The sequence below is a fragment of the Sphingobium sp. SCG-1 genome (assembly GCF_002953135.1).
Lineage (GTDB): Bacteria > Pseudomonadota > Alphaproteobacteria > Sphingomonadales > Sphingomonadaceae > Sphingobium.
This window is the reverse complement of the sequence record NZ_CP026372.1, coordinates 1,061,101-1,083,295: the sequence shown is the minus strand read 5'-3', so window position 1 is coordinate 1,083,295 and position 22,195 is coordinate 1,061,101. Positions and strand designations below refer to the sequence as shown.

Annotated in this window: 23 protein-coding genes, 1 tRNA gene and 3 pseudogenes; 3 read left to right on the top strand and 24 right to left on the bottom strand. The window is 64.7% G+C overall.

From position 1 onward, the window contains the following. Window positions 1–398: 398 nt before the first annotated feature. The 9 genes and pseudogenes from C1T17_RS04940 to C1T17_RS04900 form a co-directional block, all read right to left on the bottom strand. A complete protein-coding gene (locus tag C1T17_RS04940; RefSeq protein WP_104952487.1) occupies window positions 399–1,835 on the bottom strand; it encodes an ammonium transporter in 1,437 nt (478 codons plus the stop codon). Window positions 1,836–1,848: 13 nt separating this feature from the next. Further along, window positions 1,849–2,187, bottom strand: a complete 339-nt coding sequence (locus C1T17_RS04935) for a P-II family nitrogen regulator (protein WP_104952486.1) — start codon at window positions 2,185–2,187, stop codon at window positions 1,849–1,851. A 215-nt stretch (window positions 2,188–2,402) separates the two neighbouring features. Further along, window positions 2,403–3,845: a metalloprotease TldD gene (gene tldD / locus C1T17_RS04930; RefSeq protein ID WP_104952485.1), complete on the bottom strand. Its 1,443-nt coding sequence runs from the start codon at window positions 3,843–3,845 to the stop codon at window positions 2,403–2,405. A 46-nt stretch (window positions 3,846–3,891) separates the two neighbouring features. Beyond that, the gene (locus C1T17_RS04925) at window positions 3,892–5,064 is read right to left on the bottom strand and encodes a hypothetical protein (protein ID WP_104952484.1); all 1,173 of its coding nucleotides are present in this window, start codon (window positions 5,062–5,064) and stop codon (window positions 3,892–3,894) included. 311 nt (window positions 5,065–5,375) lie between these two features. Continuing rightward, entirely contained in the window at window positions 5,376–6,212 is an 837-nt protein-coding gene (locus C1T17_RS04920) for an HpcH/HpaI aldolase/citrate lyase family protein (RefSeq protein WP_104952483.1), read from the bottom strand. Beyond that, a pseudogene (locus tag C1T17_RS04915) lies at window positions 6,209–6,667 on the bottom strand (MaoC family dehydratase); the annotation flags it as partial. The gene C1T17_RS04920 and the pseudogene C1T17_RS04915, both read right to left, overlap by 4 nt. Window positions 6,668–6,724: 57 nt before the next feature. After that, window positions 6,725–7,405: a M48 family metallopeptidase gene (locus C1T17_RS04910; protein ID WP_104955005.1), complete on the bottom strand. Its 681-nt coding sequence runs from the start codon at window positions 7,403–7,405 to the stop codon at window positions 6,725–6,727. A 22-nt stretch (window positions 7,406–7,427) separates the two neighbouring features. Beyond that, a complete protein-coding gene (locus tag C1T17_RS04905) occupies window positions 7,428–7,862 on the bottom strand; it encodes a YcgN family cysteine cluster protein (RefSeq protein WP_104952481.1) in 435 nt (144 codons plus the stop codon). Further along, a complete protein-coding gene (locus tag C1T17_RS04900) occupies window positions 7,850–8,473 on the bottom strand; it encodes an SCO family protein (protein ID WP_104952480.1) in 624 nt (207 codons plus the stop codon). Before C1T17_RS04900 ends, C1T17_RS04905 begins: the two co-directional genes overlap by 13 nt. 74 nt (window positions 8,474–8,547) lie before the next feature. On the opposite strand from C1T17_RS04900, the gene C1T17_RS04895 reads away from it, so the two are divergent. Further along, on the top strand, window positions 8,548–9,156 hold the full coding sequence (locus C1T17_RS04895; RefSeq protein ID WP_189338576.1) for an ankyrin repeat domain-containing protein: 609 nt from the start codon (window positions 8,548–8,550) through the stop codon (window positions 9,154–9,156). Window positions 9,157–9,163: 7 nt separating this feature from the next. Here the strand turns inward: C1T17_RS04895 and C1T17_RS04890 are convergent, their stop codons facing one another. From C1T17_RS04890 to ftsE, 4 genes are read right to left on the bottom strand one after another with little or no spacing between them, the layout of a single operon-like run. Continuing rightward, complete coding sequence (locus C1T17_RS04890; protein WP_104952478.1) at window positions 9,164–9,847, bottom strand: lysophospholipid acyltransferase family protein; 684 nt, start codon at window positions 9,845–9,847, stop codon at window positions 9,164–9,166. Window positions 9,848–9,856: 9 nt separating this feature from the next. Beyond that, window positions 9,857–10,387 (bottom strand): YdcF family protein, encoded by a 531-nt coding sequence (locus C1T17_RS04885; RefSeq protein WP_104952477.1) that lies wholly within the window; start codon window positions 10,385–10,387, stop codon window positions 9,857–9,859. Then, window positions 10,384–11,310, bottom strand: coding sequence for a cell division protein FtsX (locus C1T17_RS04880; protein ID WP_104955004.1), 927 nt, complete (start codon window positions 11,308–11,310; stop codon window positions 10,384–10,386). Before C1T17_RS04880 ends, C1T17_RS04885 begins: the two co-directional genes overlap by 4 nt. 2 nt (window positions 11,311–11,312) lie before the next feature. Next, window positions 11,313–12,023: a cell division ATP-binding protein FtsE gene (ftsE, locus tag C1T17_RS04875; protein WP_104955003.1), complete on the bottom strand. Its 711-nt coding sequence runs from the start codon at window positions 12,021–12,023 to the stop codon at window positions 11,313–11,315. Window positions 12,024–12,200: 177 nt separating this feature from the next. Here ftsE and C1T17_RS04870 point away from each other — a divergent pair, with 177 nt between their 5' ends. After that, a complete protein-coding gene (locus tag C1T17_RS04870) occupies window positions 12,201–13,037 on the top strand; it encodes an MJ0042-type zinc finger domain-containing protein (RefSeq protein ID WP_104952476.1) in 837 nt (278 codons plus the stop codon). Window positions 13,038–13,162: 125 nt separating this feature from the next. After that, window positions 13,163–13,249 (top strand) — tRNA-Leu (locus C1T17_RS04865). A 357-nt stretch (window positions 13,250–13,606) separates the two neighbouring features. Here C1T17_RS04865 and C1T17_RS04855 read toward each other — a convergent pair. From C1T17_RS04855 to C1T17_RS04805, 11 genes and pseudogenes are all read right to left on the bottom strand, one after another. Then, window positions 13,607–13,828, bottom strand: coding sequence for a DUF2274 domain-containing protein (locus tag C1T17_RS04855; RefSeq protein WP_104952474.1), 222 nt, complete (start codon window positions 13,826–13,828; stop codon window positions 13,607–13,609). A gap of 10 nt (window positions 13,829–13,838) precedes the next feature. Next, window positions 13,839–15,032, bottom strand: coding sequence for a TrbI/VirB10 family protein (locus C1T17_RS04850; RefSeq protein WP_104952473.1), 1,194 nt, complete (start codon window positions 15,030–15,032; stop codon window positions 13,839–13,841). Then, window positions 15,029–15,955, bottom strand: a complete 927-nt coding sequence (trbG, locus tag C1T17_RS04845) for a P-type conjugative transfer protein TrbG (protein WP_189338498.1) — start codon at window positions 15,953–15,955, stop codon at window positions 15,029–15,031. Before trbG ends, C1T17_RS04850 begins: the two co-directional genes overlap by 4 nt. Then, a pseudogene (trbF, locus tag C1T17_RS04840) lies at window positions 15,952–16,737 on the bottom strand (conjugal transfer protein TrbF); the annotation flags it as partial. The gene trbG and the pseudogene trbF, both read right to left, overlap by 4 nt. A gap of 27 nt (window positions 16,738–16,764) precedes the next feature. After that, window positions 16,765–17,493 (bottom strand): annotated as a pseudogene (locus C1T17_RS04835) (type IV secretion system protein); the annotation flags it as partial. Further along, window positions 17,445–19,316 (bottom strand): relaxase/mobilization nuclease RlxS, encoded by a 1,872-nt coding sequence (gene rlxS / locus C1T17_RS04830; RefSeq protein WP_223262803.1) that lies wholly within the window; start codon window positions 19,314–19,316, stop codon window positions 17,445–17,447. The gene rlxS and the pseudogene C1T17_RS04835, both read right to left, overlap by 49 nt. Before the next feature lie 273 nt (window positions 19,317–19,589). Next, the gene (locus C1T17_RS04825) at window positions 19,590–19,946 is read right to left on the bottom strand and encodes a hypothetical protein (protein ID WP_223262802.1); all 357 of its coding nucleotides are present in this window, start codon (window positions 19,944–19,946) and stop codon (window positions 19,590–19,592) included. A 218-nt stretch (window positions 19,947–20,164) separates the two neighbouring features. After that, a complete protein-coding gene (locus C1T17_RS04820; RefSeq protein ID WP_104952471.1) occupies window positions 20,165–20,773 on the bottom strand; it encodes a lytic transglycosylase domain-containing protein in 609 nt (202 codons plus the stop codon). Next, window positions 20,761–21,345: a S26 family signal peptidase gene (locus C1T17_RS04815; RefSeq protein ID WP_104952470.1), complete on the bottom strand. Its 585-nt coding sequence runs from the start codon at window positions 21,343–21,345 to the stop codon at window positions 20,761–20,763. The genes C1T17_RS04820 and C1T17_RS04815 overlap by 13 nt, the downstream gene beginning before the upstream one ends. Then, window positions 21,338–21,571 (bottom strand): helix-turn-helix domain-containing protein, encoded by a 234-nt coding sequence (locus C1T17_RS04810; RefSeq protein WP_104952469.1) that lies wholly within the window; start codon window positions 21,569–21,571, stop codon window positions 21,338–21,340. Before C1T17_RS04810 ends, C1T17_RS04815 begins: the two co-directional genes overlap by 8 nt. 156 nt (window positions 21,572–21,727) lie before the next feature. Beyond that, the gene (locus tag C1T17_RS04805) at window positions 21,728–22,027 is read right to left on the bottom strand and encodes a DUF736 domain-containing protein (protein ID WP_104955000.1); all 300 of its coding nucleotides are present in this window, start codon (window positions 22,025–22,027) and stop codon (window positions 21,728–21,730) included. Window positions 22,028–22,195: the final 168 nt, after the last annotated feature.

Sequence of the window (22,195 nt, the reverse complement as noted above, 5' to 3'; positions counted from 1 at the left end):
TATGCGGATATCCGTCTTCTTATGCTGGATGGTTCCGCGCCGACCGCTCCTGCATGACAGCCAAGCCGCCAAGCAAGAACCTTCACTTGCCTTCGCCTCGATCAGGTGCGTTGGAAGTGCTGTGGCGTATAACCTATATGGTTCGTTATGTCAAGATAATTCCGCATTGCAGATGGTGGCTCGCATGTGTGAGACGGCCAGGTCTCGCCCATGCTCTGCTGGCCTGATCGGATTGCCGCAGCAGATATCAGGTCGAATGAAGCGCCTTCAGGCCCCAGCCTCCCCCTGAAGCCCATATAAAAAAAGGCCGATGCTTTCGCACCGGCCCAGTGTTTGTTCGCAGGAGGAACATCGTGTGGCGGGCGGGCCGTTCGTCGCGGCCCGCCCTGCCGAAGTCATCAATAGTTGTAAGCGCGTTCGCCATGGCTGGAGAGGTCGAGACCTTCCTGCTCGGCGTCTGCCGTCGGACGAAGACCGATGGTCTTGTCGATGAGGATGAACAGGATGGCGCTGCCGACCCCTGAGAACACCAGGGTGAAGAGCACGGCCTTGATCTGGATCACCACTTGCGAGGCGATCGAGTAGCTGCTCGCGTCGAAGCCGGCGGGGAACACCGTGTAGTCGAACACGCCCTGCCCACCGAGTGCCGGCGAAGCGACGATGCCCGTGGCGATCGCGCCGACGATGCCGCCGATGCAGTGGACGCCGAACACGTCGAGGCTGTCGTCATAGCCAAGCTTGCCCTTGATGCTTGCCACGAAGAAGTAGCAGATCGGGGACACCACGAAGCCGAGCACGATGGAAGTCATCGGTGCGCCGTAGCCAGCCGCCGGGGTGATGGCGACCAGACCGGCAACTGCGCCGGTAACTGCGCCAAGTAGCGAAGGCTTGCCGTGATGGAACTGCTCAACCAGGGCCCAGCTTACTGCCGCCGCACAGGTTGCGACCATCGTGTTGATGAAGGCTACGCCGGTGACGCCATTGGCTTCCAGGTTGGAACCAGCGTTGAAACCGAACCAGCCGACCCACAGCAGGCTTGCGCCGATCATGGTCATCGTCAGCGAGTGCGGTGCCATCGGTTCCTTGGGATAGCCGATGCGCTTGCCGATGATGAGGCAGCCGACGAGGCCCGCGATACCGGCGTTGATGTGCACCACGGTGCCGCCAGCGAAGTCGAGAGCGCCCCAGCTCCACAGCAGACCAGCGTCAGTCGGTGCGTCGATGAGGAAGTCAGGACCGGCCCAGTACCAGACCATATGCGCCATCGGGAAGTAGATGGCGGTGAGCCACAGGACCACGAACACGATCAGCGCGGAGAACTTCACGCGCTCCGCAAAGGCGCCGACGATCAGCGCGGGCGTAATCATCGCGAACGTCATCTGGAACACCACGAACACGAGTTCGGGGATGTAGACGTTGTTGCTGAAGGTCGCGCCGAAGGTAGTGCCATCGACGCCCATCAGGAACGCCTTGGACAGGCCACCGAAGAAGTGGTTGTCGCCGCCGCTGGTGAAGGCGATCGAGTAGCCCCAGCAGGTCCACACCAGACCCGCAACCGAGACGATCATGAACACCTGCATCAGCACGCTGAGCATGTTTTTCGTGCGGACGAGGCCGCCGTAGAAAAGTGCGAGGCCGGGGATCGACATCATCAACACCAGCGCTGCCGAGATCAGCATCCAGGCGGTGTCGCCCTTGTTGACCATGGTCGCCATCTGTTCGATCGTCGGTGCCTTGATCGGCCCGGCGGCAGCCTGCGCAAAGGCAGGCACGGCAGTGAAGAGGGAAGCGCCAATCGCTCCCACCGCACTGCAAAGTTTTCTGGAAACAGTCATTATTCCCCCTTTCTTACAGCGCGGTTTCGCCGGTCTCGCCGGTACGAATCCGCACGGCCTGACCTACGTCGAGCACGAAAATCTTGCCATCGCCGATCGCGCCGCTGTTGGCGGCCTGCTGTGCGGCTTCCACTACGCGAGGCGCGAGGTCATCGTCGCAGACCACCTCGATCTTGATCTTCGGAACCATGTTGGTCGAATATTCCGCGCCGCGGTAGATTTCGGTCTGGCCCTTTTGACGGCCAAAGCCCTTTACTTCGCTGACCGTCATGCCCGCGACGCCCAAGGCCGACAGAGCCTCCCTTACGTCATCGAGCTTGAACGGCTTTATGATAGCCATGACAAGTTTCATGTCGCCCCCTTATTCTGGTGTGCGACAGAAAGGTAAGCAAGCAGCGTGCCAGTTTGTTAAACAATGGTTAACGCATGATTGCCTGACGGGGATGCGGCCGTTTCCGTTACCGGGCTGCTACAAATTTGGGCAGCCATTATGCATTGCATAAAAAATGGGCACGGAAACACGCTTTGAAGACGATAGTTCCATGCGCTTGGAATAATACCGACTAGTTAGGCTGCGGTGCCGCCGACCGTCAGGCCTTCCATCAGCAATGTGGGTTGGCCTACGCCTGCGGGCACGCTCTGTCCGCCCTTGCCACACATGCCGATACCCTCGTCGAGCGCCATGTCATTGCCGATGCCAGTGACTTTGGTGAGCGCGGTCGGGCCGTCGCCGATCAGCGTCGCGCCCTTGATCGGATCGCCGATCTTGCCGTTCACGATGCGATAGGCTTCGGTGCAGGAGAAGACGAACTTGCCGGAGACGATATCCACCTGTCCGCCGCCGAAGCTCTTGGCGAATATGCCGTTCTGCACGCGGCTGAGCAATTCGGCGGGATCGTCGTCGCCGCCGCGCATGAAGGTGTTGGTCATGCGGGGCATGGGGCCGTGCGCATAGCTTTCGCGGCGGCCATTGCCCGTCGGCGCTACGCCCATCAGCCGGGCGTTCAGGCGATCCTGCATGTATCCGCGCAATATACCGTCCTCGATCAAGACGTTTTCCTGCGTTGGCGTGCCTTCGTCGTCGATGCTGAGCGACCCGCGGCGATTGGCGAGGCTGCCGTCGTCGACGACCGTGACGCCTGGCGCAGCGACGCGCTGGCCGATCCGGCCGCTGAAGGCGGACGTGCCCTTGCGGTTGAAGTCGCCTTCCAGGCCATGGCCGATTGCTTCGTGCAGAACGATGCCGGGCCAGCCGGGGCCGAGGAGGACAGTCATCTCGCCTGCGGGCGCAGCGACGGAGGACAGGTTGACGCGTGCCTGCGCTAGCGCCTCGTCGATGGCGCGGTTCCAGATTTCCGGCGCCATCACCTGATCGTAGAGATAGCGGCCACCCATGCCATAGACCCCGGATTCGCGGCGGCCATTTTCTTCAAGGATGATCGAAACGTTGAGGCGCACCAGCGGGCGGATATCGGTGGCGACGAAACCGTCGGCGCGGACGACTTCGACGACGGACCAGCTTCCGGCGAGGCTGACGGACACTTGCGCGACGCGCGGATCGCGGGCGCGGGCAGCGGCGTCGATCTCTGCGCAGAGCGCGACCTTCTCGGCGAAGGGCACGATCTCCATTGGGTTGGCGTCGGTATAGAGGTGGCGGTTGGTCCGCTGCGGCGGCGCGGCGGGCGTTCCAGTGGTCGGATCGAGCAATGTCAGAGTCTCGGCGGCGCGGCGTATCGCCGCTTCGCTGATGTCGTTGGCGTGGGCAAAGCCGGTCATCTCCCCAGAAACGCCGCGCAGGCCAAAGCCCGCGTCAGTGGAATAGTCAGCGGTCTTGAGGCGGCCATCGTCAAAGCCGAAGCTCTCGGACGCGCGATATTGCAGGTAGAGTTCGCCGTCGTCGCATTTGTCGAGCGCCTGCGCAGTGAGGCGACGCGCGCCGTCGGGATCGAGCAAGCCGTCGCGATAAAGGAAGCCACGAGCGTCCGTGAATTGGGAGGTGATATCGGTCATGAGCGGGATATAGGGTCGCCGCGCAGGCGGACCAAGCCAAAATCGTTCAGGCGAGGCCCGGTTGATCGACGGGTCTCAGCATCCGGCGCGCGATGATGGCGAGCGGCAGAGTCGCGACGATGTTGCCGATCGCCGCGCCCGCCACCAGACCCGCTAACCCTGCCGGATAGCCAATGACGGACCCCACTACGGTGCCGAGGACGCAGAGCCAGATCGACATATTCGCACCATGCAGGTCACGCGGCGTTCCGCCTCCGACGATGACGGCGCGCGGCAGCGCCTGTAGCACCTTGCCCACGCCGTTGATGCAGGCGGCGGCGGCGAGCAGCAGGCTCACCTGATATTTGCCGCCAGTCAGGACATCCGCCGCCCATGGCCCGACGACTAGGACAAACAGGCAGGCGAGCGCGGACAGCCCAACGAAAATCTGGGTTTCATGGAGCAGTGCCTTGCGCCGCGCCTCCGGACTGTGGGCACGCCGGATCTGCTGGGCAAGCGAAGTGACGATGCCCGCGCCCATTACGCGGAACGGGGCGATGGCCACTGCGGCGAGCACGGCAAACGTCGCGAGATCGGCCAGCGTCAGGAGCAGCGGGATGAGCAGCCGCTCCAGTTGCACGAGCGCGGCTCCGGCTGCGGCGATGCCGAGCAGAGAGCCGGCTTCCCTGAAGTCTATGCGTTCGACACGGAACTTCACGTTGCGTTCCAGATGCCGCAGCAACGCCGCGCCCGCGAGCGTCACCAGCATCAGGCCGATCAGATAGCCGACCGTGGCCGCCGTGCCGGTGGAGATCACGCCGACCACGGCGAGCAGGCTGAGGAGCAGGATGATCCAGTCGCTCGACGTATCGACCATGTTCGCAGTCATCGCGTAGCCATGACGGCGCAGGCTTCCCGCCACCGTCCGCAGGACCGCCGCCGTTACGGTCGCAAGTGCGAGCGCGACGATTTCGATTATCTCCAGCTTATAGGCGTAGAGCGTAAACGCCGCCGCGATCACCGCGATCGCCGTCGCCGAAGCGAGCAGCGGCATCAGGGCGCGGCGGTTCAGCGGAATGTGCCGCCGGAGCATCAACTGGTCCAGGCCGAGCGGGGCTATGCTGGAACTGAGCACGAGAACCGCCACGACAAGAGCGAAACTGCCATAGTCGGTCGTGGAGAGTTTGAGTGCGAGGAGCAGGTTGCCAGCGGCGAAGGCCGCGCCGCTGAACGCGAACACGGCGGCACCTCTTACGCTCTGATTGCGCCATAACGAGAGAAAAAGAGGCGGGCGAGATGGCACTGCATTGGCAGGTCCCAGGCGAATATACTCGCTTCCCCCATCGCCCTGCTGCAACGCGCGATCCCCCTTCAGGAAGTTTCAGCCAGAATAAGGGACAGACGATTGGTGCGCTGACGATCGCCCGATCTGCCAAGACCGGCCGTACGACGGCCCGATCCTGGCGAAATACCTAAGCCATCGGTGGCGTCAGGGGAATGGCGTGCATTACGTAAGCAATTATCCGTAATGCGTTGTCGACGGCATGTCGCTCAGGTTGCGGATGATTTCGCCAGGATTGCACGCGCCTGCGCCAGATGGGGAGCGTCGATCATTTTGCCGTCAAGCTGAAGCGCGCCGGACGATGCGCTGTTCTCGAACGCTGCGATGACGGCGCGGGCGTGGGCGATCTCCGCCTCGGTGGGCTGAAACGCGGCGTTGATGACGGCGACCTGCGAAGGGTGGATCGCCATCATACCAGTGAAGCCGTCGCGGCGGGCGCGCGCGGCATAGGCGGCAAGACCGTCCAGATCGCGGAAGGCAGGATAGACGGTTTCGATGGCGGCCACGCCCGCAGCGTGCGCCGCGAACAGCGTCAGGGCGCGGGCGATCTCATAGGGTGGCGTGTAGCTGCCGTCCTCATGTCGCGATGTGGTCGCGCCGATGGCGGCGGGCAGATCCTCCGCGCCCCAGGTGAGACCGACCAGCTTGTCGTGCACGGATGCAAAGCTGCCGAGCTGGAATATGGCCGCCGGGGTTTCCGTTGCGATGGGCATGATCGGAATGTCGCCGGACCTGACCGCGAGCGCCTGCACGCTGGCGGCGCCCTCTGCCTTTGGAAGGACGATCGCGTCGGGGCGGGCATCGAGGATCGCGTCCAGATCGCGCGCGGCCAAGTCGCCATCGATGGGATTGATTCGCACGAATAACCGCGCCGTGCGGTCTGCCGTCCGGAGGAATGCCGCCGTCGCTGCTCGCGCCGTGTCCTTCGCCGGGAGCGCGACGGAATCTTCCAGATCGAGGATCAGCGCGTCGGCGCCTAACCCGAGCGCCTTCGCCATCCGCTCAGGCCGATCGCCGGGTACGAACAGGAGCGAGCGCAGCTTCATGCGGCTTTCCTCTGGAGAAGCGCGGTCCGCAGGCATTGGCAGACAATCTCTTGGCGCTGATTGACGAGTTCGTGGCGGAAAGTGACGATGCCAGCGCCGGGGCGGGACTTGCTGTCCTTAAGCTCCACGACCTCGGTTTCGGCGCGCATCGTGTCGCCGATGAAGACGGGCTTGGGCATAACCAGCTTGTCGTAGCCAAGATTGGCGACGAGTGTGCCCAAGGTAGTGTCGCCGACCGACAAGCCGACCATCAGCGCGAAGGTGAAGGTGCCATTGACGAGGATCTGACCGAATTCGCTCGCCTTCGCAGCCTCCAGGTCGAGGTGCAGCGGCTGAGGATTGTGTGTCATCGTCGAGAACAGCAGGTTGTCGGTTTCGGTGACGGTGCGGCGGATCTCATGCACGATCCGGTCCCCAATCTGCCATTCGTCGAAATATCGGCCTGCCATCGCTGCGCTCTCCCTGTTGTCGGCCCCATTGCATAGCGGCCGGTGGCTGTCACCCCCCGGCGATCACAGTCCGACGTGATGCAGTGCGCCACCGTGCATCTTCAGCCATGCGCGCGCCGGTCTGGGGTCATCTCCGAGCAGGCGCGCATGTGCCGCGTGGAAGGCGGGGCTGTGATCCATGTGCAGCAGATGTGCGACTTCGTGCGCCACGGTCGCGCGGCGAACGTGCGGCGGGCACAATATCAGCCGCCAGCTATAGCGGATGACGCCCGACGACGCGCAACTGCCCCAGCGTGACTTCGGATCGCCGAGCCCGACGCTGGCCACGGCCAGCCCGTGCCTGTCTGCGATCTCCCGCGTCTCCAACTCGAGCACGCGCTTAGCCTCTGCCTTCAGCCAGCGCAGGACGCGTGGACCCACTGCATCCTCCGGTCCGCCGACGATCACGCTGTCGCCTACACGCATTACGCGGCGCGGCGCAGCGGCGTCCCAGACGATGAGCGTGTCGCGGCCCTCCAGTTGAAAGGTCGCGCCGCTGCGTAGAGCAATCGCTTGGGGTGCGCGGGCCATCTGATCGCGGACCCATGCTTCATGCCCCTGCGCCCAGCCGAGCGCCTTGCGCACACTGGCCCGCGCGGGCATCGACAGGCGCAGCCCCCCGCGCTTCGTGTCCAGCGTCAGGCGATAGCTGCGCGCGCGTGCCGACCGGCACACGCGAACGGCAATGCGCTCGCCGTCCACCATGATCGCACTGTCATCGGCCGTCTTAGATGTCGCGATCGACAATATGGTTTTCCAGATCGCCCGCCTCCACTTCCGCCACCGTCCAGCCACGCACGGATTCGCGCGCGCGGTGTACGGCTTCCCGGTCGCCGCTAATCAGATAGTGCCAGTCCGGCAACGGCTTTCCCTCGCCGCGCAGCCGGTAAGCGCAGGTGCGCGGGAGCCACGAGATCTGATCGACGAGCTTCGCCGTCAGCCGCACGCAATCGGGCACGAAGACGCGCCGACCGCGATAATGCGTGCACGAGCCGGAGTCGCGATCGAGCAGGCGGCACGCGACGTTGGTGGGATAGATGTTGCCGGTGTCCTCATCCTCGACCTTGTGCAGGCAGCATTTACCACAGCCGTCGCATAAGGCCTCCCACTCCGCCCGGTCCAGCGCGGCGAGCGGCTTTTCCCAGAAGGCTACTTCACCCATTGGTCGAGTGTCGCGAGAATGGCGTCGGGCGTCGCTTCCGCATTTTCGCCCACGGGGATAAGTGCGATCGGATTGCCCTGCGGCCCGAACAAATACGGCGTGCGGCTGTGGCTGACGAGGTAATTTTCGCCCTCGCTCTCCTTGGAATAGATGACAGCGAAGTCCTTGGCGACTTTCGCGATCTGCTCCGGCCTGCCGGTGAGGCCGATCAGCCGGGGATGGAAGGCAGTCACGTAATTCTTGATGACCGGCACTGTGTCACGCTCGGGATCGACGCTGATGAAGATCGGCTGCACCTTGGCCGACAGCGCGGGCTTCTGCTTTTCGAACCGGGTGAAGGCCTGCATGATCTTCTGCAAATCGACCGGGCATACGTCCGGGCAGAAAGTGTAGCCGAAATAGACGATCCGGTATTTGCCCTTGAAGCTGTCCCAGCTCACGCTCTTTCCATCCTGATCCGTGAGCGTGAAAGGCGCGCCGATCCGGGCGCCGGCCAGAGGCGCTTCCTGTACGGAATTGGACCCGCCGCCATTGGGCGAACAGGCGGAAAGCCCTGCAAAAGCAAGGGTGGCGAGGAAGAATGACGCTTTGTTCATGGCGTAGCCAGCCATGCCCTGCTAGGTTGCATTTAGCAATTGGAAACGGGGTCAAGACGATGAAACGGCAGTTGGTACGCGCGGCGCTTATGATGGCGGTGCGCAGCATGGTCATTGGCATGCCTATTGCGGCGATGATGATGCCGAGCGTGGCGCAGGCGCAATTTTCCGACAGCTTCAATTTTTTGAAAGCCGTCAAGGACCGCGACGGCGACAAGGCGACGAAGCTGATCGAGAAGCCGGGCGGCACCGTCGTCAATACGCGTGACCTGAAGAATGGCGAAACGGCGCTCCATATCGTAGTGGCGCGCCGCGACCTGACGTGGCTCAACTTCATTCTGGCGAAGGGCGGGAAGCCCGACCTTGCCAACAATGCGGGCGACACGCCGCTGATGCTGGCGACGCAGTTGCGCTGGGCGGATGGCGTCAGCCTGTTGCTCGCCAATCGCGCGTCTGTCGACAAGGCCAATGACAATGGCGAAACGCCGCTGATCCGGGCTGTGCAGTTGCGCGACCTCGCCATGACGCGACTGCTGGTGGCGCAGGGCGCGAACCCGGACAAGCGCGACGCAATTGCGGGCATGTCCGCGCGCGATTATGCGGAGCGCGAAGGACGTGCGACGGGCCTGACCGAAGCTCTGGCAGCCGCAAAGCCCGCAAAGCCCGCCAACAGCGCGGTGCAGGGACCAACGTTCTGATCGGCCTTTAGTTCAGCGCATTGATCGCCGCATGGGCGCGCGCCTCCGCTTCGGCGCGGGGCAGCCCGGCGGGGATCGTTTCGCCGACCAGATAGGTGATGGTGCCGGGGCGCTTCAGCCAGGTGCGGCGGGGCGATACGCGTCCGCTGTTCACGGCTATCGGCACCACCGGCACCTTCAGCAGCATGTAAAGCCCCGCAAAACCGGCGCGCAACTCGGGCGATGTCCCATGGGGCACGCGCGTGCCTTCGGGGAACAGGCAGATCGGTCGCCCCGTGGCCAACCCATCCAGCGCCGCCTTCCGCAAGGCCCGCATCGCCGCCGGACCTGCGGTGCGCTCCACCGGAATCAGGCCGTAGAGCCGCGCCGCGTGACCCCATAAGGGGATTTCAATCAGTTCCTTCTTCGCGGCCACCATCGGCGCGTCGAACAGGCATAGAAGGTCGATCGCCTCGAACATCGACTCATGCTTGAGCACGTAGAGCATGGGTTCGGAGGGCAGCGTACCGACCACTTCGACTTTCTGGCCGAGAAGGACGCGGGCGCACCTGCGATGGAAGCGGCTCCAGCGGGTCGCGGCAATCTGCACATGGCGCGTGCCGAACGGGGCCGCGGCGATCGTCCAAAGCACCCAGAATAGCGAAAGGCCATAGAACACGGCCATGAAGGCCAGCGAGCGGATCATAATCATGACGAAGCCTTATATGCCGAGGAACGCGACGACGCGGCGGAGCAGATACTTATTATATTCCTTGAACAGCATCGCCAGGCTCGGGCGGCTGGGCACCGCGTCATAGACCAGTATGACATCGCCCGGCAGCGCCTGCCGCAGTTCGAGCGCGGCGCGGCGCATGTGCCAGTCAGTCGTGATGAGACGCACCGTCCGAAAGTTCCGGCGATTGAGCCAGCGCCCCGTTTCCAATGCGTTGGACCGCGTGTCGATGGCCTCCCGGCCCAATGTCACACAGCAATCGAACAGCGGCATCGGGACATTATAGCGATTGGCAAGTTCCACCGGGCGCACCGAACGGTCCACCCCGGAGATCAGCATCCGCTTGGCCGCCCCGTCCTTCAGCAGCGCCAGTCCGCGGTCGAGACGCCCTGCCCCGCCGGTCAGCACGACAATCGCATCGGTCGTACGCCCGTCGAGCGGCTGCGGCAGGAATGCGCCGAACCATGCGAAGCCCAATATCCAGGCTATCAGCATCAGCGAGGCAGAGCGGACGATCATAATTGCCGCTCCAGCGCGGCGAGCACCGTCCAGCGCGCCGTCAGCATCGCCAGCGCGACGCCTGCGGCGGGAAGCACCAGCAGGAGCAGCCAGTAGGGCAACGGGAGCGAAATGCTTTGCAGAAGGTCCGAACCGGTGGCCGCCAGCCGCTGTGCAATGACGAGGATCACCGCGACCGCACTAGTGAAGCCCAGAGCGCCGCCGAACAGCGCGTCGAGCGCGATCCGCCGCTGAAACAGGCGTGCGATCTGAACGTCGGTCGCGCCCATCAGATGCAGCACGTCGATCGTGCTCCGGTGGCTGTCATGCGCCCCCCGCGCCGCCAGCACGACCACCGCCGCCGTCGCAAGCGCCATCAGGAGCACCAGCGCGGTAGCGAGCCACGCCACCGAAGTCATAAGGCCAGACAGCGGCGCCAGAAAAGCCGCATGAGGCTCGACGCGCGCAGACCTGTCCACCTGCGCCACTGTCCGGCGCAGGGCGTCAAACGCGCGGGGATCGCTGGTTTGCAGTCGGGCGTCGACCAGAGCGGGGATCGGCAAGTCGATAGCCGACATATCGTCGCCCAGCCATGGCCGTAGCTGATCCGCCAGCGCCTGATCGGCGACAGGCTGTACGTCGGTGACGCCGGGCAGGCGGCGCAACGTGTTCGTCAGCCGCGCAACGCGATCGCGTCGCGCCGACGCGTCGGCCTCGACGATCTGGATCGTGACGCGGCCCGACAGATCCTGCCCCAGCGAGCGGGACGCCTGAAACAGGCTCAAGGCGGCGGCCGCCATCAGCACCGTCAGGAACATCATGATTGCGATCACCCACGGCATCGGCCCCGCGACCCGTCCCTCGGGCAGCAGGCGATTGCGCGCCGCCGTCCCGCTGTCCTTGCGCGCTTTTCGATCCCGCGCCCCCTGCCCCCGGATGCGCATTTTCATGACGCAGGCGGCCGGTTGGGAGGATAACGCAACGACCCGGTGGGATCGGCAAGCCGTCCACGATCGAGGCGCATCATCTGCGCGCCCGGCACCTTCCCGATCAACGGCAGATCATGAGTGGCGACGACCATGGTCGTGCCAAGCTTGTTCAGCGCCTCGAACAGGCTGAGCAGACGCTGCGCCATGTCGGGATCGACGTTGCCGGTCGGTTCGTCGGCGATCAGGATTTCGGGGCGGCCAATTACGGCGCGCGCAATCGCAACCCGCTGCTGCTCCCCGCCCGACAATGTGGCGGGGCGCGCGTCGGCACGATCGCTGAGCCCCACCCAGGCCAGCATCTCGGCGACCGGCGCACTCACTTCGCTTTCCTCCAAACCCGCGACACGGAGCGGAAGTGCAATATTGTCATAGGTGGAAAGATGCGGGACTAGCCGAAAATCCTGAAACACCACGCCGATGCGGCGGCGGAAGCCGGGAAGGCGTTTGCGCGGCAACGTCACAACGTCTTCGTTGAACAGGCGGATCACGCCGCGGCTCGGCCGTTGCGCGAGATAGAGCAATTTAAGCAGCGACGTCTTGCCCGCGCCCGACGCACCGGTCAGGAAATAGAAGCCCCCGGCGTGCAGCGAAAAGCTGACGTCGCTCAGCGTCTCGCTGCCCAAGCCATAGCGCAGGCCTACATTTTCGAACTGAACGATGCTGGACATGCTGATCCCGCTGCGATTGCCCGGCGTCCTCACACGGGTTCGCCCAGCCATCGCACAGCATGGAAGAGCCGTAAAGTGGGGCTGCACGCATCGGAACATCGATGCGTTTTTGCACGGCGATTCGCTGGTTTGCGTTCGCCGCTTGCTCTCGACTCCCTAGGATGCTTATGAAGCGTAATGATCCTTAATTGCCCCAAATGCGCCACGCGCTATATCGTGCCCGACAGCGCCATCGGGGCCAGCGGTCGCCAGGTGCGATGCGCCTCCTGCAAACATAGCTGGTTCCAGGAACCGGCAGCGCTGCCGCCCCGCGAAACGGCTCCGGAAAGTACGCCGTCGGCGGCCGAGCAGCCGACCTTGCCCCCGGCTGTGGAAACGGCGCCTGAAGATAGCGGCGCCATGGCATCGCCCCCCGTTGAAGACGCTTCTCTCGCTCCTGCCACAACTGAATCTGTGGCGGAGGAGGACATTTATGCGCCACCGCCTGCGGGCAAGCCGATCACGTCGACAACGGAGACCGAAGCGACGGCTGCTGAACGCACTGTGTTCGACAGCTTCGCGCCCGAGCCGCCTTTCCGGCCGCGGCGTAATCCTGCCAAGATCTGGATGACTGTCGCGATCCTGTTCTTCCTGCTGGTGAGCGCGGCCGGGGCAGCGCTCTACGTGTTTGGAACACCGAACTGGGCCGTGAGCCTGGGGCTGGCGGCGGACAATGAGGAGCCGGACCTGCTCTTCTACCTCGCCAAGCCTGCCGAGCGTCGCAAGCTTCCCACTGGCGAAGAATATTTCGCGTTCAGTGCGCGGATCGTCAACAGCGGCGAGAATTTGCAAGCCGTGCCGCCGGTGCTGGTGGAATTGCGGGACAAGCAAGGCAGGCTGGTGTTCAGTTGGACGACAAAGGCCGACAAGCCCAAGCTCAAACCCGGCGAAGAAGCGTCGATCAACGAGAGCCGCCTCGATATTCCCAAGAACGCGGAGAACCTGTCGCTGGGCTTCGTCGACAGCGGACATTGACGGTTTCGGGCACCGTTTCTGGATCGCAGGCAATAAAAGATTTTCGCGACTTGCATGGTCCCGACGCCTTTGCTAATGGCCTGCGCCTGCCAGTTGCCGGTCCGTCCGGCTCTATCATGAACAGTGCGGTCGTGGCGGAATTGGTAGACGCGCAACGTTGAGGTCGTTGTGGCCGAAAGGCCGTGGAAGTTCGAGTCTTCTCGACCGCACCAATATCCTTTGAAAACAAAGGATAATTTCGGGGATTTGGCACAGTTTGGCACACTGCCATTCCCTGAGCATGCTGTGAAGCGTTCCAAAAGCGAGATGAATGAAAGGGCGGATCCGGGCCTGATAACTTACCGGATTATGCGTGGGCGCCCTCCGCGGCCTATCGGCAAATCGCTGCTGACCCTTGCCCACTCCCGAGCGACCTCAGGTAGCCACCTAGGTCGCGCCAGCGTCGCGACGCGCGGCGGTAGCTTTTCGGGGCATTGCGATACCATCCGACAGATGGTGCTTTCGGAATAGCCCAGGAACTTTGCTAACTCCCTCGGCGTCCAGAGGTAATCCTCCTTCGTCATCGAGCCCTAATCTTCGGCAGCCTTGCGCGCCTTCAAAAACCCTCGATCACCTTCGAGGAATGCCGTCAGCATCGCGGGCACAAGGTCGGTAATAGCCTCCTCCCGGCCGTAAGCCTCGGCATAAAGGGCGGCATATTGTTGTAGCATCTGGTGAAGGTCAGGCGTGACGGCGATAGCGAGTTTGATTGGCGTCCGATCCGGGAGCTTCGCCAGCTTCAATTCGGGCATCGGATGACTCCTATTCGCGCCACGGAGCAAGGATGAGATCCTTGTGGACGACAAGCCTGACGGTTGCGCCTGGTCGGATCGTGATCGTCGGCTGGATATTGAGGTTTCGCGAGGTCAGCTGATCGCCCGCCCGCGACACATTTTGCTGCGTCGACTCCCGGATGACCTGGACCAGATCGCTCTCGCCACCGACGGTTATCTCCGACCCGATGCCCAGCAGCGTCGCAAGCGCGACGCCCTTGAGCAGCGCCCAAGTGTGGAAATCAACCTTGTCCTGAAGGCCGGCATAGCCCGACGCATCCGTCGCGGGCACATTGTCGATCCGCAGCGAGCTGCCATCGGGCAACATGATGCGCTGCCAGATGACCAGCGCGCGCTTCTGACCGAAGGCCACGACGCTGTCGTAGCTGCCGATCAGCCGCGATCCTGGGGGAATCAGCAGAATACGCCCAGTGGGACTGTCGAACACCGGGCTGGTCACCTGCGCGGTCACAAGGCCGGGCAAGTCGGACCGAAGCCCCGTGATCAGGCTCGCCGAGATCACGCAGCCCGCGGACAGGAGATACGGCGAAGGTGCGGCGGCCAGCACATGCGGATTGACGTCGCCGCTTTTATCGAGCGTGCCGACGAATTGGGCCTTTCGTCCCTGCGCGTTGGGATCACGATCCGGATCGAGTGCCGGGCTGTCAGTTCCTGTCGATGCCGGGGCTGGGATCGCCGTGGCTTCGGCCGCCGGCGTGGGCGGCGATGTCGTGTACCCTTGCACCAGGACACCGGACTCTCGCGCAGCTTTTAGTCCTGCCAGCCGGCGTTCGCGCTCCTGCGCCGCCGCTTGGCCGGCGACATCCACGCTCGAACCGGTCTCCGCAGCGATCTGACGCTGGTGCTCGAGAATTGGCCGACCGAGATCCCCCGGTAGCGGCGGGCCGAGTTTGGGAACATCGCCGTAGGTCGACGGCAAACCGTTCAGCGAGTCCGTCGAGGGCCGATTGCTCGGTTCGGACAGTTCCTGTCGCTCTGCTATCGAGCCGAACACGCGCGGCTTGAGGGCGACCCAGGCCACCGCCATCAGGCTGACCGAACCCAGCGCGGCAATAGCGACGATGACGCCCCGGCGAAAGCGGATGGCGCGCGCCGGTCTTGCTCGGATCGCCAGCGTCTCCGGATCCACTTTCCGGGTGGGCGCAATAACAGCCTCGGTCATGCGCGCTTGCCCTTCCGGGCCTGACGACCTTCGGCGACGCGGGTGATGCGAACGATCTGCTGCTTCTTCGTGCCGAGCCGGAGTTCCGCCACATCGAATATCCGATCGACGATATAGTAGCGGCCCCGGACGCGATAATTGACCAGCTCGGCCTCGCCGGTCGGGCCGACGATGAAGAGCGGAGGCGCATCGCCAACTGCAAGGCTGGCAGGAAACTCGATGAAGGTCTGCCGCCCGTCGTCGAACGCGCGGAGCGGTCGCCATGCCGCCCGGTCACCGCTCACCGTGTAATTGAAATGCAGATTGTCGACCGCGAGCCCTTCCGAGATCGGTGCTGCTGCGGCCGCCTGCTCGGCAGCACGTCTAAGCGCAATCAGTTGATCGGCCGGATAGATCCAGGACAAGGCGGCCATCGCGGTCCGCGATGTGGCCGTGAGCTGAAGGTGATAGCTGCGCCGATCGGTTGTGATGATGATGTTCGTCGCAAGCCCCGAGGCGAACGGCTTCACCAATATATGCTTCCGCTTGTCCGCACCGGCCCCGCTCGTGGTGTCGCCGATGACCCAGCGGACCGTGTCGCCGGCAGCGACCGCTACGAGATTTTCTCCCGGTTGGAGGGCGATGTCGGTGACGGCGCCGGGCGCGGTGTAGACTTGGTAGATCGTGCCGTCAGAGAAGGGATAGACCTGTACGGCGTTCACAAAAGCCTGCGCGGTCGGTTGCTGCGTCGCTGCGCGATTGGCGTTTGCCACTCGAGCCACCGCCGGACTGACTCGCTTTCTGACCAGCGGATGACGGACGGGCGGTTTCGAAGCCGATTGCTTGTCGGCGGCGGGCGCTGCCGGTAGTGGCGCCCCGGCATTCTGGGCGGCTGCGGACGTGACGCAAAGGGCCAACGCCACTGCGGTAAGGATCATCTTCATGTACGGGTCTCCGTGCTGGGCTGCGCGGGCGCAGCGAGGTTGGGATCGAGCGGCGATCCGAGCGGCAGGGCGGCTGGCACCGGCGGCGCGGAGGTCGCCGGCGCGGATGGGCGCGGCGGCTGTGGCGGATCGAGCTCGCGGCTCCAGTCGACCGCATCGACATAGACGCCGAGCGGATTCCGGCGGAGCTTGTCGGCATCGCTCGGCGGCTTCATCGCGACCGTCAGAATCGCGGTCCAATGGGACGTCCCCGCTTCGGCGCCCCGCTCATACGCGGTCTCGGTCCATTTGACCTGGAACGATCGGTCGGACGCCCGCACCACGCTGGTGACCTGCACCGAGACCGTCTTTTCGCCGATATTGGCGAAGGGATCGGCGCCGCGCGCGTAGTCCCCGAGGAACTGGGCGCCCCGCTTGGTGGTGAAGTCATAGGCCTCGAGCCAGTTCTGCCGCGTCAGGACCGGATCGAGCGACCGGCTCCGAACATGCGCGATGAAGTGCGACAGGTGCCACGCGATCTGGGGATCGGGTCGGGTGATAGCCGGCTTCGGCCTCGGTGATCGCGCGCGCCTCGCCGAGCCGATCGACTTCGACGACATAGGGGGTCACCCGGCTTTGCATCGATTGCCAGACGACACCCGCGGACAGGCCGCCGGTTAGCGCCAGACAACCGAACGCCATCAGCCTCCAGTTTCGTGCCTGGACGCGCGCGGAGCCGATGCGTTCATCCCAGACCTGGCCAGCCCGCTGATAGGGCGTCTCGGGCTCCGGGGTTCGTCCATAGCGCTGGACGGCGCGCTTGAAGATCATCAGTCGTCCCTTTCCTTGATGTCGGGGGTGGCGGAGGCGCCGCCGCGATCGCCTTGCTGGAGGGTGTGGAGCGCGATCTTACGGTGGTGACGGGCGGCCTGCTGGTTGCGCATGGCGCGAGCCCAGCCGGGTGCCCCGTCGTCGGCTGCGGCCGATGGAGCCGGATCGCCGCCAGTGCGATTGAGCGCGTTCCATGCGGCAGCGCGACCTTGCGTGGCAGCTTCGCGGAGACCGAAGGCATTGGAAACGCGATCTCGCGCGGCGTTGCCCGCGGCGCGCGCCACACCGCCCAGACCCGCGCCCACTGTCGGCGCCGCGGCGGTTTCCTTGCCAAGCCCATAGCCAGTCGAGGCGGCCGATCCCATCGAAGTGCCCGCGCGAACTGCGCCGAGCACAGCGCCGCCGAGGGCGCGTGCGCCTCCGACCGCCGCACCGCCTGCGAGCATGGTGATTCCGGCGGCGCCGACAGTTGTGCCAAGCGCTGCGCCCGCGCCCAGTTGCGGGGCGCCCGAGATCAGGCCCGACGCGATGCCGGGGCCGAAGATGCCGAGGCCAAAGATGGTCAGGCTGGCGAGCGTAAGGCTCATGGCTTGCGCGATGTCGGGCTCCTGGCCCTGCAAGGCGCTCGTGAACTCGGTGAAGAAGTTCGAGCCGATGCCGACGATCACGGCGAGCACCATCACCTTGATGCCGGACGAGACCACATTGCCGAGTACGCGTTCGGCAACCGGCCACTGGCGAGTTCGATCCGCCGCGTGATGGTCCCCTCGATCCGCTCGCCGACGCGAGCCTCGACGAACGGCTTTCCGATCTCGCTCGAAAGCGTTTCGCCCTCCCGCAACAATTCCCGCCTTTGGAGCATCATGATCGCATTCGCCCGCAACCGGGTACGGTCGCCGTCAACATCCGCGAGCTGCTGCTCGACCAGCCATTGCCGCCGGCCTGCCATGGCCGCGCGGACCTCGCGCCCGAAGCCGGCGTCACGGATCGGCAGCGGAGATTGCGATGCCAACTCCCGATCGACCCAAGTCGCCGCATCGGCTCCACGCAGCTGGTCCAGTGGTCGCGTCGACAGAGTCTCCACCTCGACCGGCTGGTCCCGATGACGGCGTGCCTCATAAGCGGCGGCACGATCGATATGGTCGGGGGGAATCTTCCAGCTTCCGTCGGGCTCGCGCTCAACGCCGGCGCCCGCCCGCCGCATCGCCTCAAGCCGCCGCACATGGGTTTCGGCGAAGGCCTGCGTGGCCGAGGGGTCATGCCGCAGATGCAGGTCGGCCGAATATCGCCCGCCATTCGCTACCGCCACGTCGGCGACGACGCGATCGGCGTCCCTGACCTCCATGCTTCGCGCCGACACGCGGACAATCGCGCCCTCCGGGATCGGCGCTACCGCGTCGCCCCACCCGATATCGACATAATGGGCATGACCATCGACACCGTCGACCAGCAGATAGTGACGGTCACGGAGCTCGTCGGCGAGACCGCGCGCGATCACGCGGCCGACGACCGGCTCGGGATCGGTTTCCCCCGCTCCGAACAGGCTTCGCCCGATCCACGGCCGCTGAAGATTCCGGGCGGTCAGTTCGCGCTGCATGGTCCGGATGATGTCGCCTCGCTCGCCAAGCGTTCGCAGCGTCCCTTCCAGATCGTCGGCGAGGCGCCAGCGACCACCGCCGACATCGTCGGCGAGGCTTATGCTGGCGAGCTTCTGCAACCGGCCCGCCCGGAGCGATTGCTGGAAGGGATCGCGGTCTGCCGATGTGACCAGGCGATCGGCGTCCATCGACCGGATCAGGCGGCGGTCGATCGCCGTCATCCGCTCCTCACCGATATCGTGACGAAGCCTTGACTCGATTTCCTGATCCGTTCGCGGCCCGAGATCGAGCGTCACCAGTTCGGCCGCACGCTCGCGGATGCCATGCGCGATATATTCGCGGGCGATGACCAGATTCTGCCCGGTTTCCTCGACGCCGCGCAGCATGATGTGGGTGTGCGGATGGGCCGTGTTGAAATGGTCGACCGCGACCCAGTCGAGCCTTGTCCCGAGATCGATTTCCATCTGGGCCATCAGCCGGCGGGTGAACGGCTTGAGGTCGGGATATTCCGACCCGTCCTCGGCCGAGACGATGAAGCGGAACTGGTGGCGGTCGCCATCGCAGCGCTGGAGAAAGGCCTGGCCATCGGCCGTGTCCTGCTCGGCCGAATAAAGTTCACCCGGCGCACCTTCGCGCGTGACGCCGTCGCGCTGGATATAGCGCAGGTGAGCGCGCGCCGCTGGCATGCCCTTCGCGCCGATGCGCACGAGCCGGGTCTTCACGACTGCGCGCCGCGTGCGCAAGCCGCCGAATCGATCGCGGCTGGAAAGCAGCCGCCCCATGCTGGCGCCGCGGCCGATCCGACTGCCGTCGAACCGCCGACTTCTGATCGCGCCCTTCTCGGCCGATCGGATCGCGGCGCCGACGATGCGACCAAGGTAGCGCCGGGCCTTCTTGCCGCTCCGCTGTCGCTGCCGGCCGAGCCGAGGGGTGAAATCCTCGTCGTCGCTCATCGCTGAGCCCCTGCAGGCCTGTGAATCTCGCGATTGCCGAACAAAAATGGCGGATTTCCGCCAATCTTCACGAGCATGTCTCGTGCGCAGCGCGGCATGTCTCGTGAAAAAACGATGTGCAGACAAACACTTAGCAATGCCCCCGAGGCATTGCCTTTCTCTTGCTTTCGCCTTTTTCCTTCTTCCTCTCCCGATCCCTCTGCTCGGATCAAAAAGAAGGCCGGGCCACGATGCCGATCGGGCACCGTGACTCGGCCTGAAATGATGTGGCGATCAGGCATCCGCGAACGCCGCTAATGCCTGGTGCCGCCGCCCGAATTCGCGCTTGCCCGTCAGTCCGTGAGGGTTTCCGTCGCCATCGACGATCATCACCGCGATGAACCATTTGCCATCCAGTCGCCCAAAAATCCGCACCCGATCGAGATCGATTTCGTCATCATCGATGCTCTCGAAAGCGCCGATCCAGCGCTCCATTTCTCGTGCATCCCAGAGGAAGTCGCTCTCCTCAGCCTCCAGAAACCGATGCGCCAAGGCCTCGCCGGTACCGTGCCCGAACTCGATCTCCAGCCCCGAAACCAGCGCCGCCATCACGCGATCCGCCGCCACCGATATGGGTTGAAACATGGTCATGATGATCTCCATCGCTTGCGTTCCCATCATCGAGAACAGCGTGGAGAAGACGGGTGGCGGAGCGGCTGTCAGGGCCGCGGAGCGAAGCGCAGCGCCGCGAAGCGGACGTGGGGGGAACCGATTTGCGCAGCAAATTGGGGGGCACCCACGGGCCTTGAGAGCCGCTCTGGCGGCCGTCATGCTGGGCCTGTCGAGACGAGCCCTACCACCGCCCGCGATCATGGCACGTCCTTGCGAACCGCGAACAACGACACCTGCTGGCTGGCAGATGCGGGGACTCTGGTCTGGCCGGAACTGTCCCGCCGCACCACGAACAGGCTCGGCGGTGGAGCTGGGACTTCGACAGGCTGGCGCGGTCGCTGCACACCGCCGACCGTGCCGAGATAGGCAACTGTCTCGCCGGGCAAGCGGCGCTTTCCGGCGAGCCATTCTGCATAAGCACCCGGACCGGCATTATAGGCGCCGAACAGCCCAGGATAGCCAAACCGGTCGTACATCAGCCGCAGATAGAAGGTGCCGGCCAGGATATTGTCGCGCGGATCGTCCGGGTTCGAGCCGAGCGCCAGCCGCGCGCGCATCGCGGCCCAGGTCGCCGGCATCAGCTGCATGACGCCCATCGCGCCCGCGCGGCTGCGGATCGGCCGACCATTGAGCATGGTCAGGCCGTTGCTTTCGGCGCGCATGACCCGCTCGATCCAGCTGGTCGGTATGCCGAAGCGGGCCGATGCCTCGTCGATATAGATCGTCCAGCGCCCTACCTCGTCGGCGTGCGCAGGCGCCGCGACCAGCATCAGCGCGGCCGTTGCCAGCCGCTTCAGCGCGTCCATAGCGGACGCGCCTTGCCGATGATCTGGCTATTCTCACTGAGCCCGAAATAGCGCCCGTCGAACGATGCCGGGCTGCGCGCCGTCAGCAGGAAGAACTGGTGTCCGCGTAGCCGCTTGCAGCCGCTCCACCAGGGCATCGGACGCCCGCGCGGATCGGCCGCGGTCCGCTCGGCGGCCCATTGGCCGTTGATGAAAATCTCCTGTCCGAGCGCGCAAATCTCATCGCCCGGCCCGGCCGCGACACGCTTCACGAGCTGCACATTAGCCGGGAGATAGCGGCGGCTGGCCGCCAATTTGCGCCACGGATCGGGCAGCCTTGCGATCACCATGTCGCCAGGGTCGACTTCGCTGCCCGGCGTCACGGCATAGAGTCCGACCGGGGCACTGGCGCTGGCATTCCAAATGAGGCGCGGCGATGGCGGAAAAGCAATGGTCAGCCCGAGAATCGCGATACCGGCTCCGATGATCGCGATGCGATGACCAAGCCGACGGCGCTTCGCGCGATCGGCGCGGAGCTGGTCGCCCCATGCGAGAAGCGGCAGTTCGGCGCTGCGATCCGAGCGCCTAGTCATGGCGCTTCCCCCCGACTGCCTGCGCCTCGGACCAGGCGTCGAGGTCGTCGATATGATATTGTACGAAGCGGCTGTGGAGGCGGAAAACCGGCCCCTTGCCAGCGCGCCGCAAGCGGCGCAGCAAGCGGCCCGAGATCTTCAGATAGGCCGCCGCCTGATCGGTATTGAGATAGGGGGAGCCGCGTTTGGCGCGGTTCGCGCGCGAGATGTCGTCGTCACTATCCATCTTGGCTGTCCGGTGCTCGTTTCGGACGGCGGTGTGCCATCCACGGCCCCGGGAATGGCGGGCGCGGCATCGAACGGGGAGTGTCGGAATCGGGCAGGCCATTTTCGACACACCCGAGATTCTCGGCCCCGCGCTCGGCGCGCGGGGCCGGAGCGTTCAGCGGGACCAGATGAGCTTGTGCTCGCCGTTGTCGCCCTGGCTGAGCGTCGCGTAGATCGGCGCCGGGAACGAGGGATCGTCGAGCTTGAGGCTCAGATATTCCACGCCGGTCTCGCGCGCCGCCTTGGTCCAGGCCGCACCGAACTCGACGCCGTTCGCGCTGACCCGGTGGTCGGGAGACTTGTCGTTGTCGCGCTCGCAGGGCCGGATGGTCGCCTTGACGCGAAGCGTCAGGGTCCGGATTTCGCCGGTGTAGATGCCGTTTTCGCCGCGAGTGAAGCTGCCGATCTGTGCCATGATAACCTCCTTCATTGATGCGATGCCGCCCGATGCGGCCTCGACAGGCGGTCGATCAGGCGGGCGGAGCACGGTCCCGCACCGCAAGGCCGAAGCGAAGCGGAGGACGGCCAAAGCCGGGCTTCTTGCCTCGCGAGGAAGGCGAGGGTTACCGAGCCGGGGAAGAAG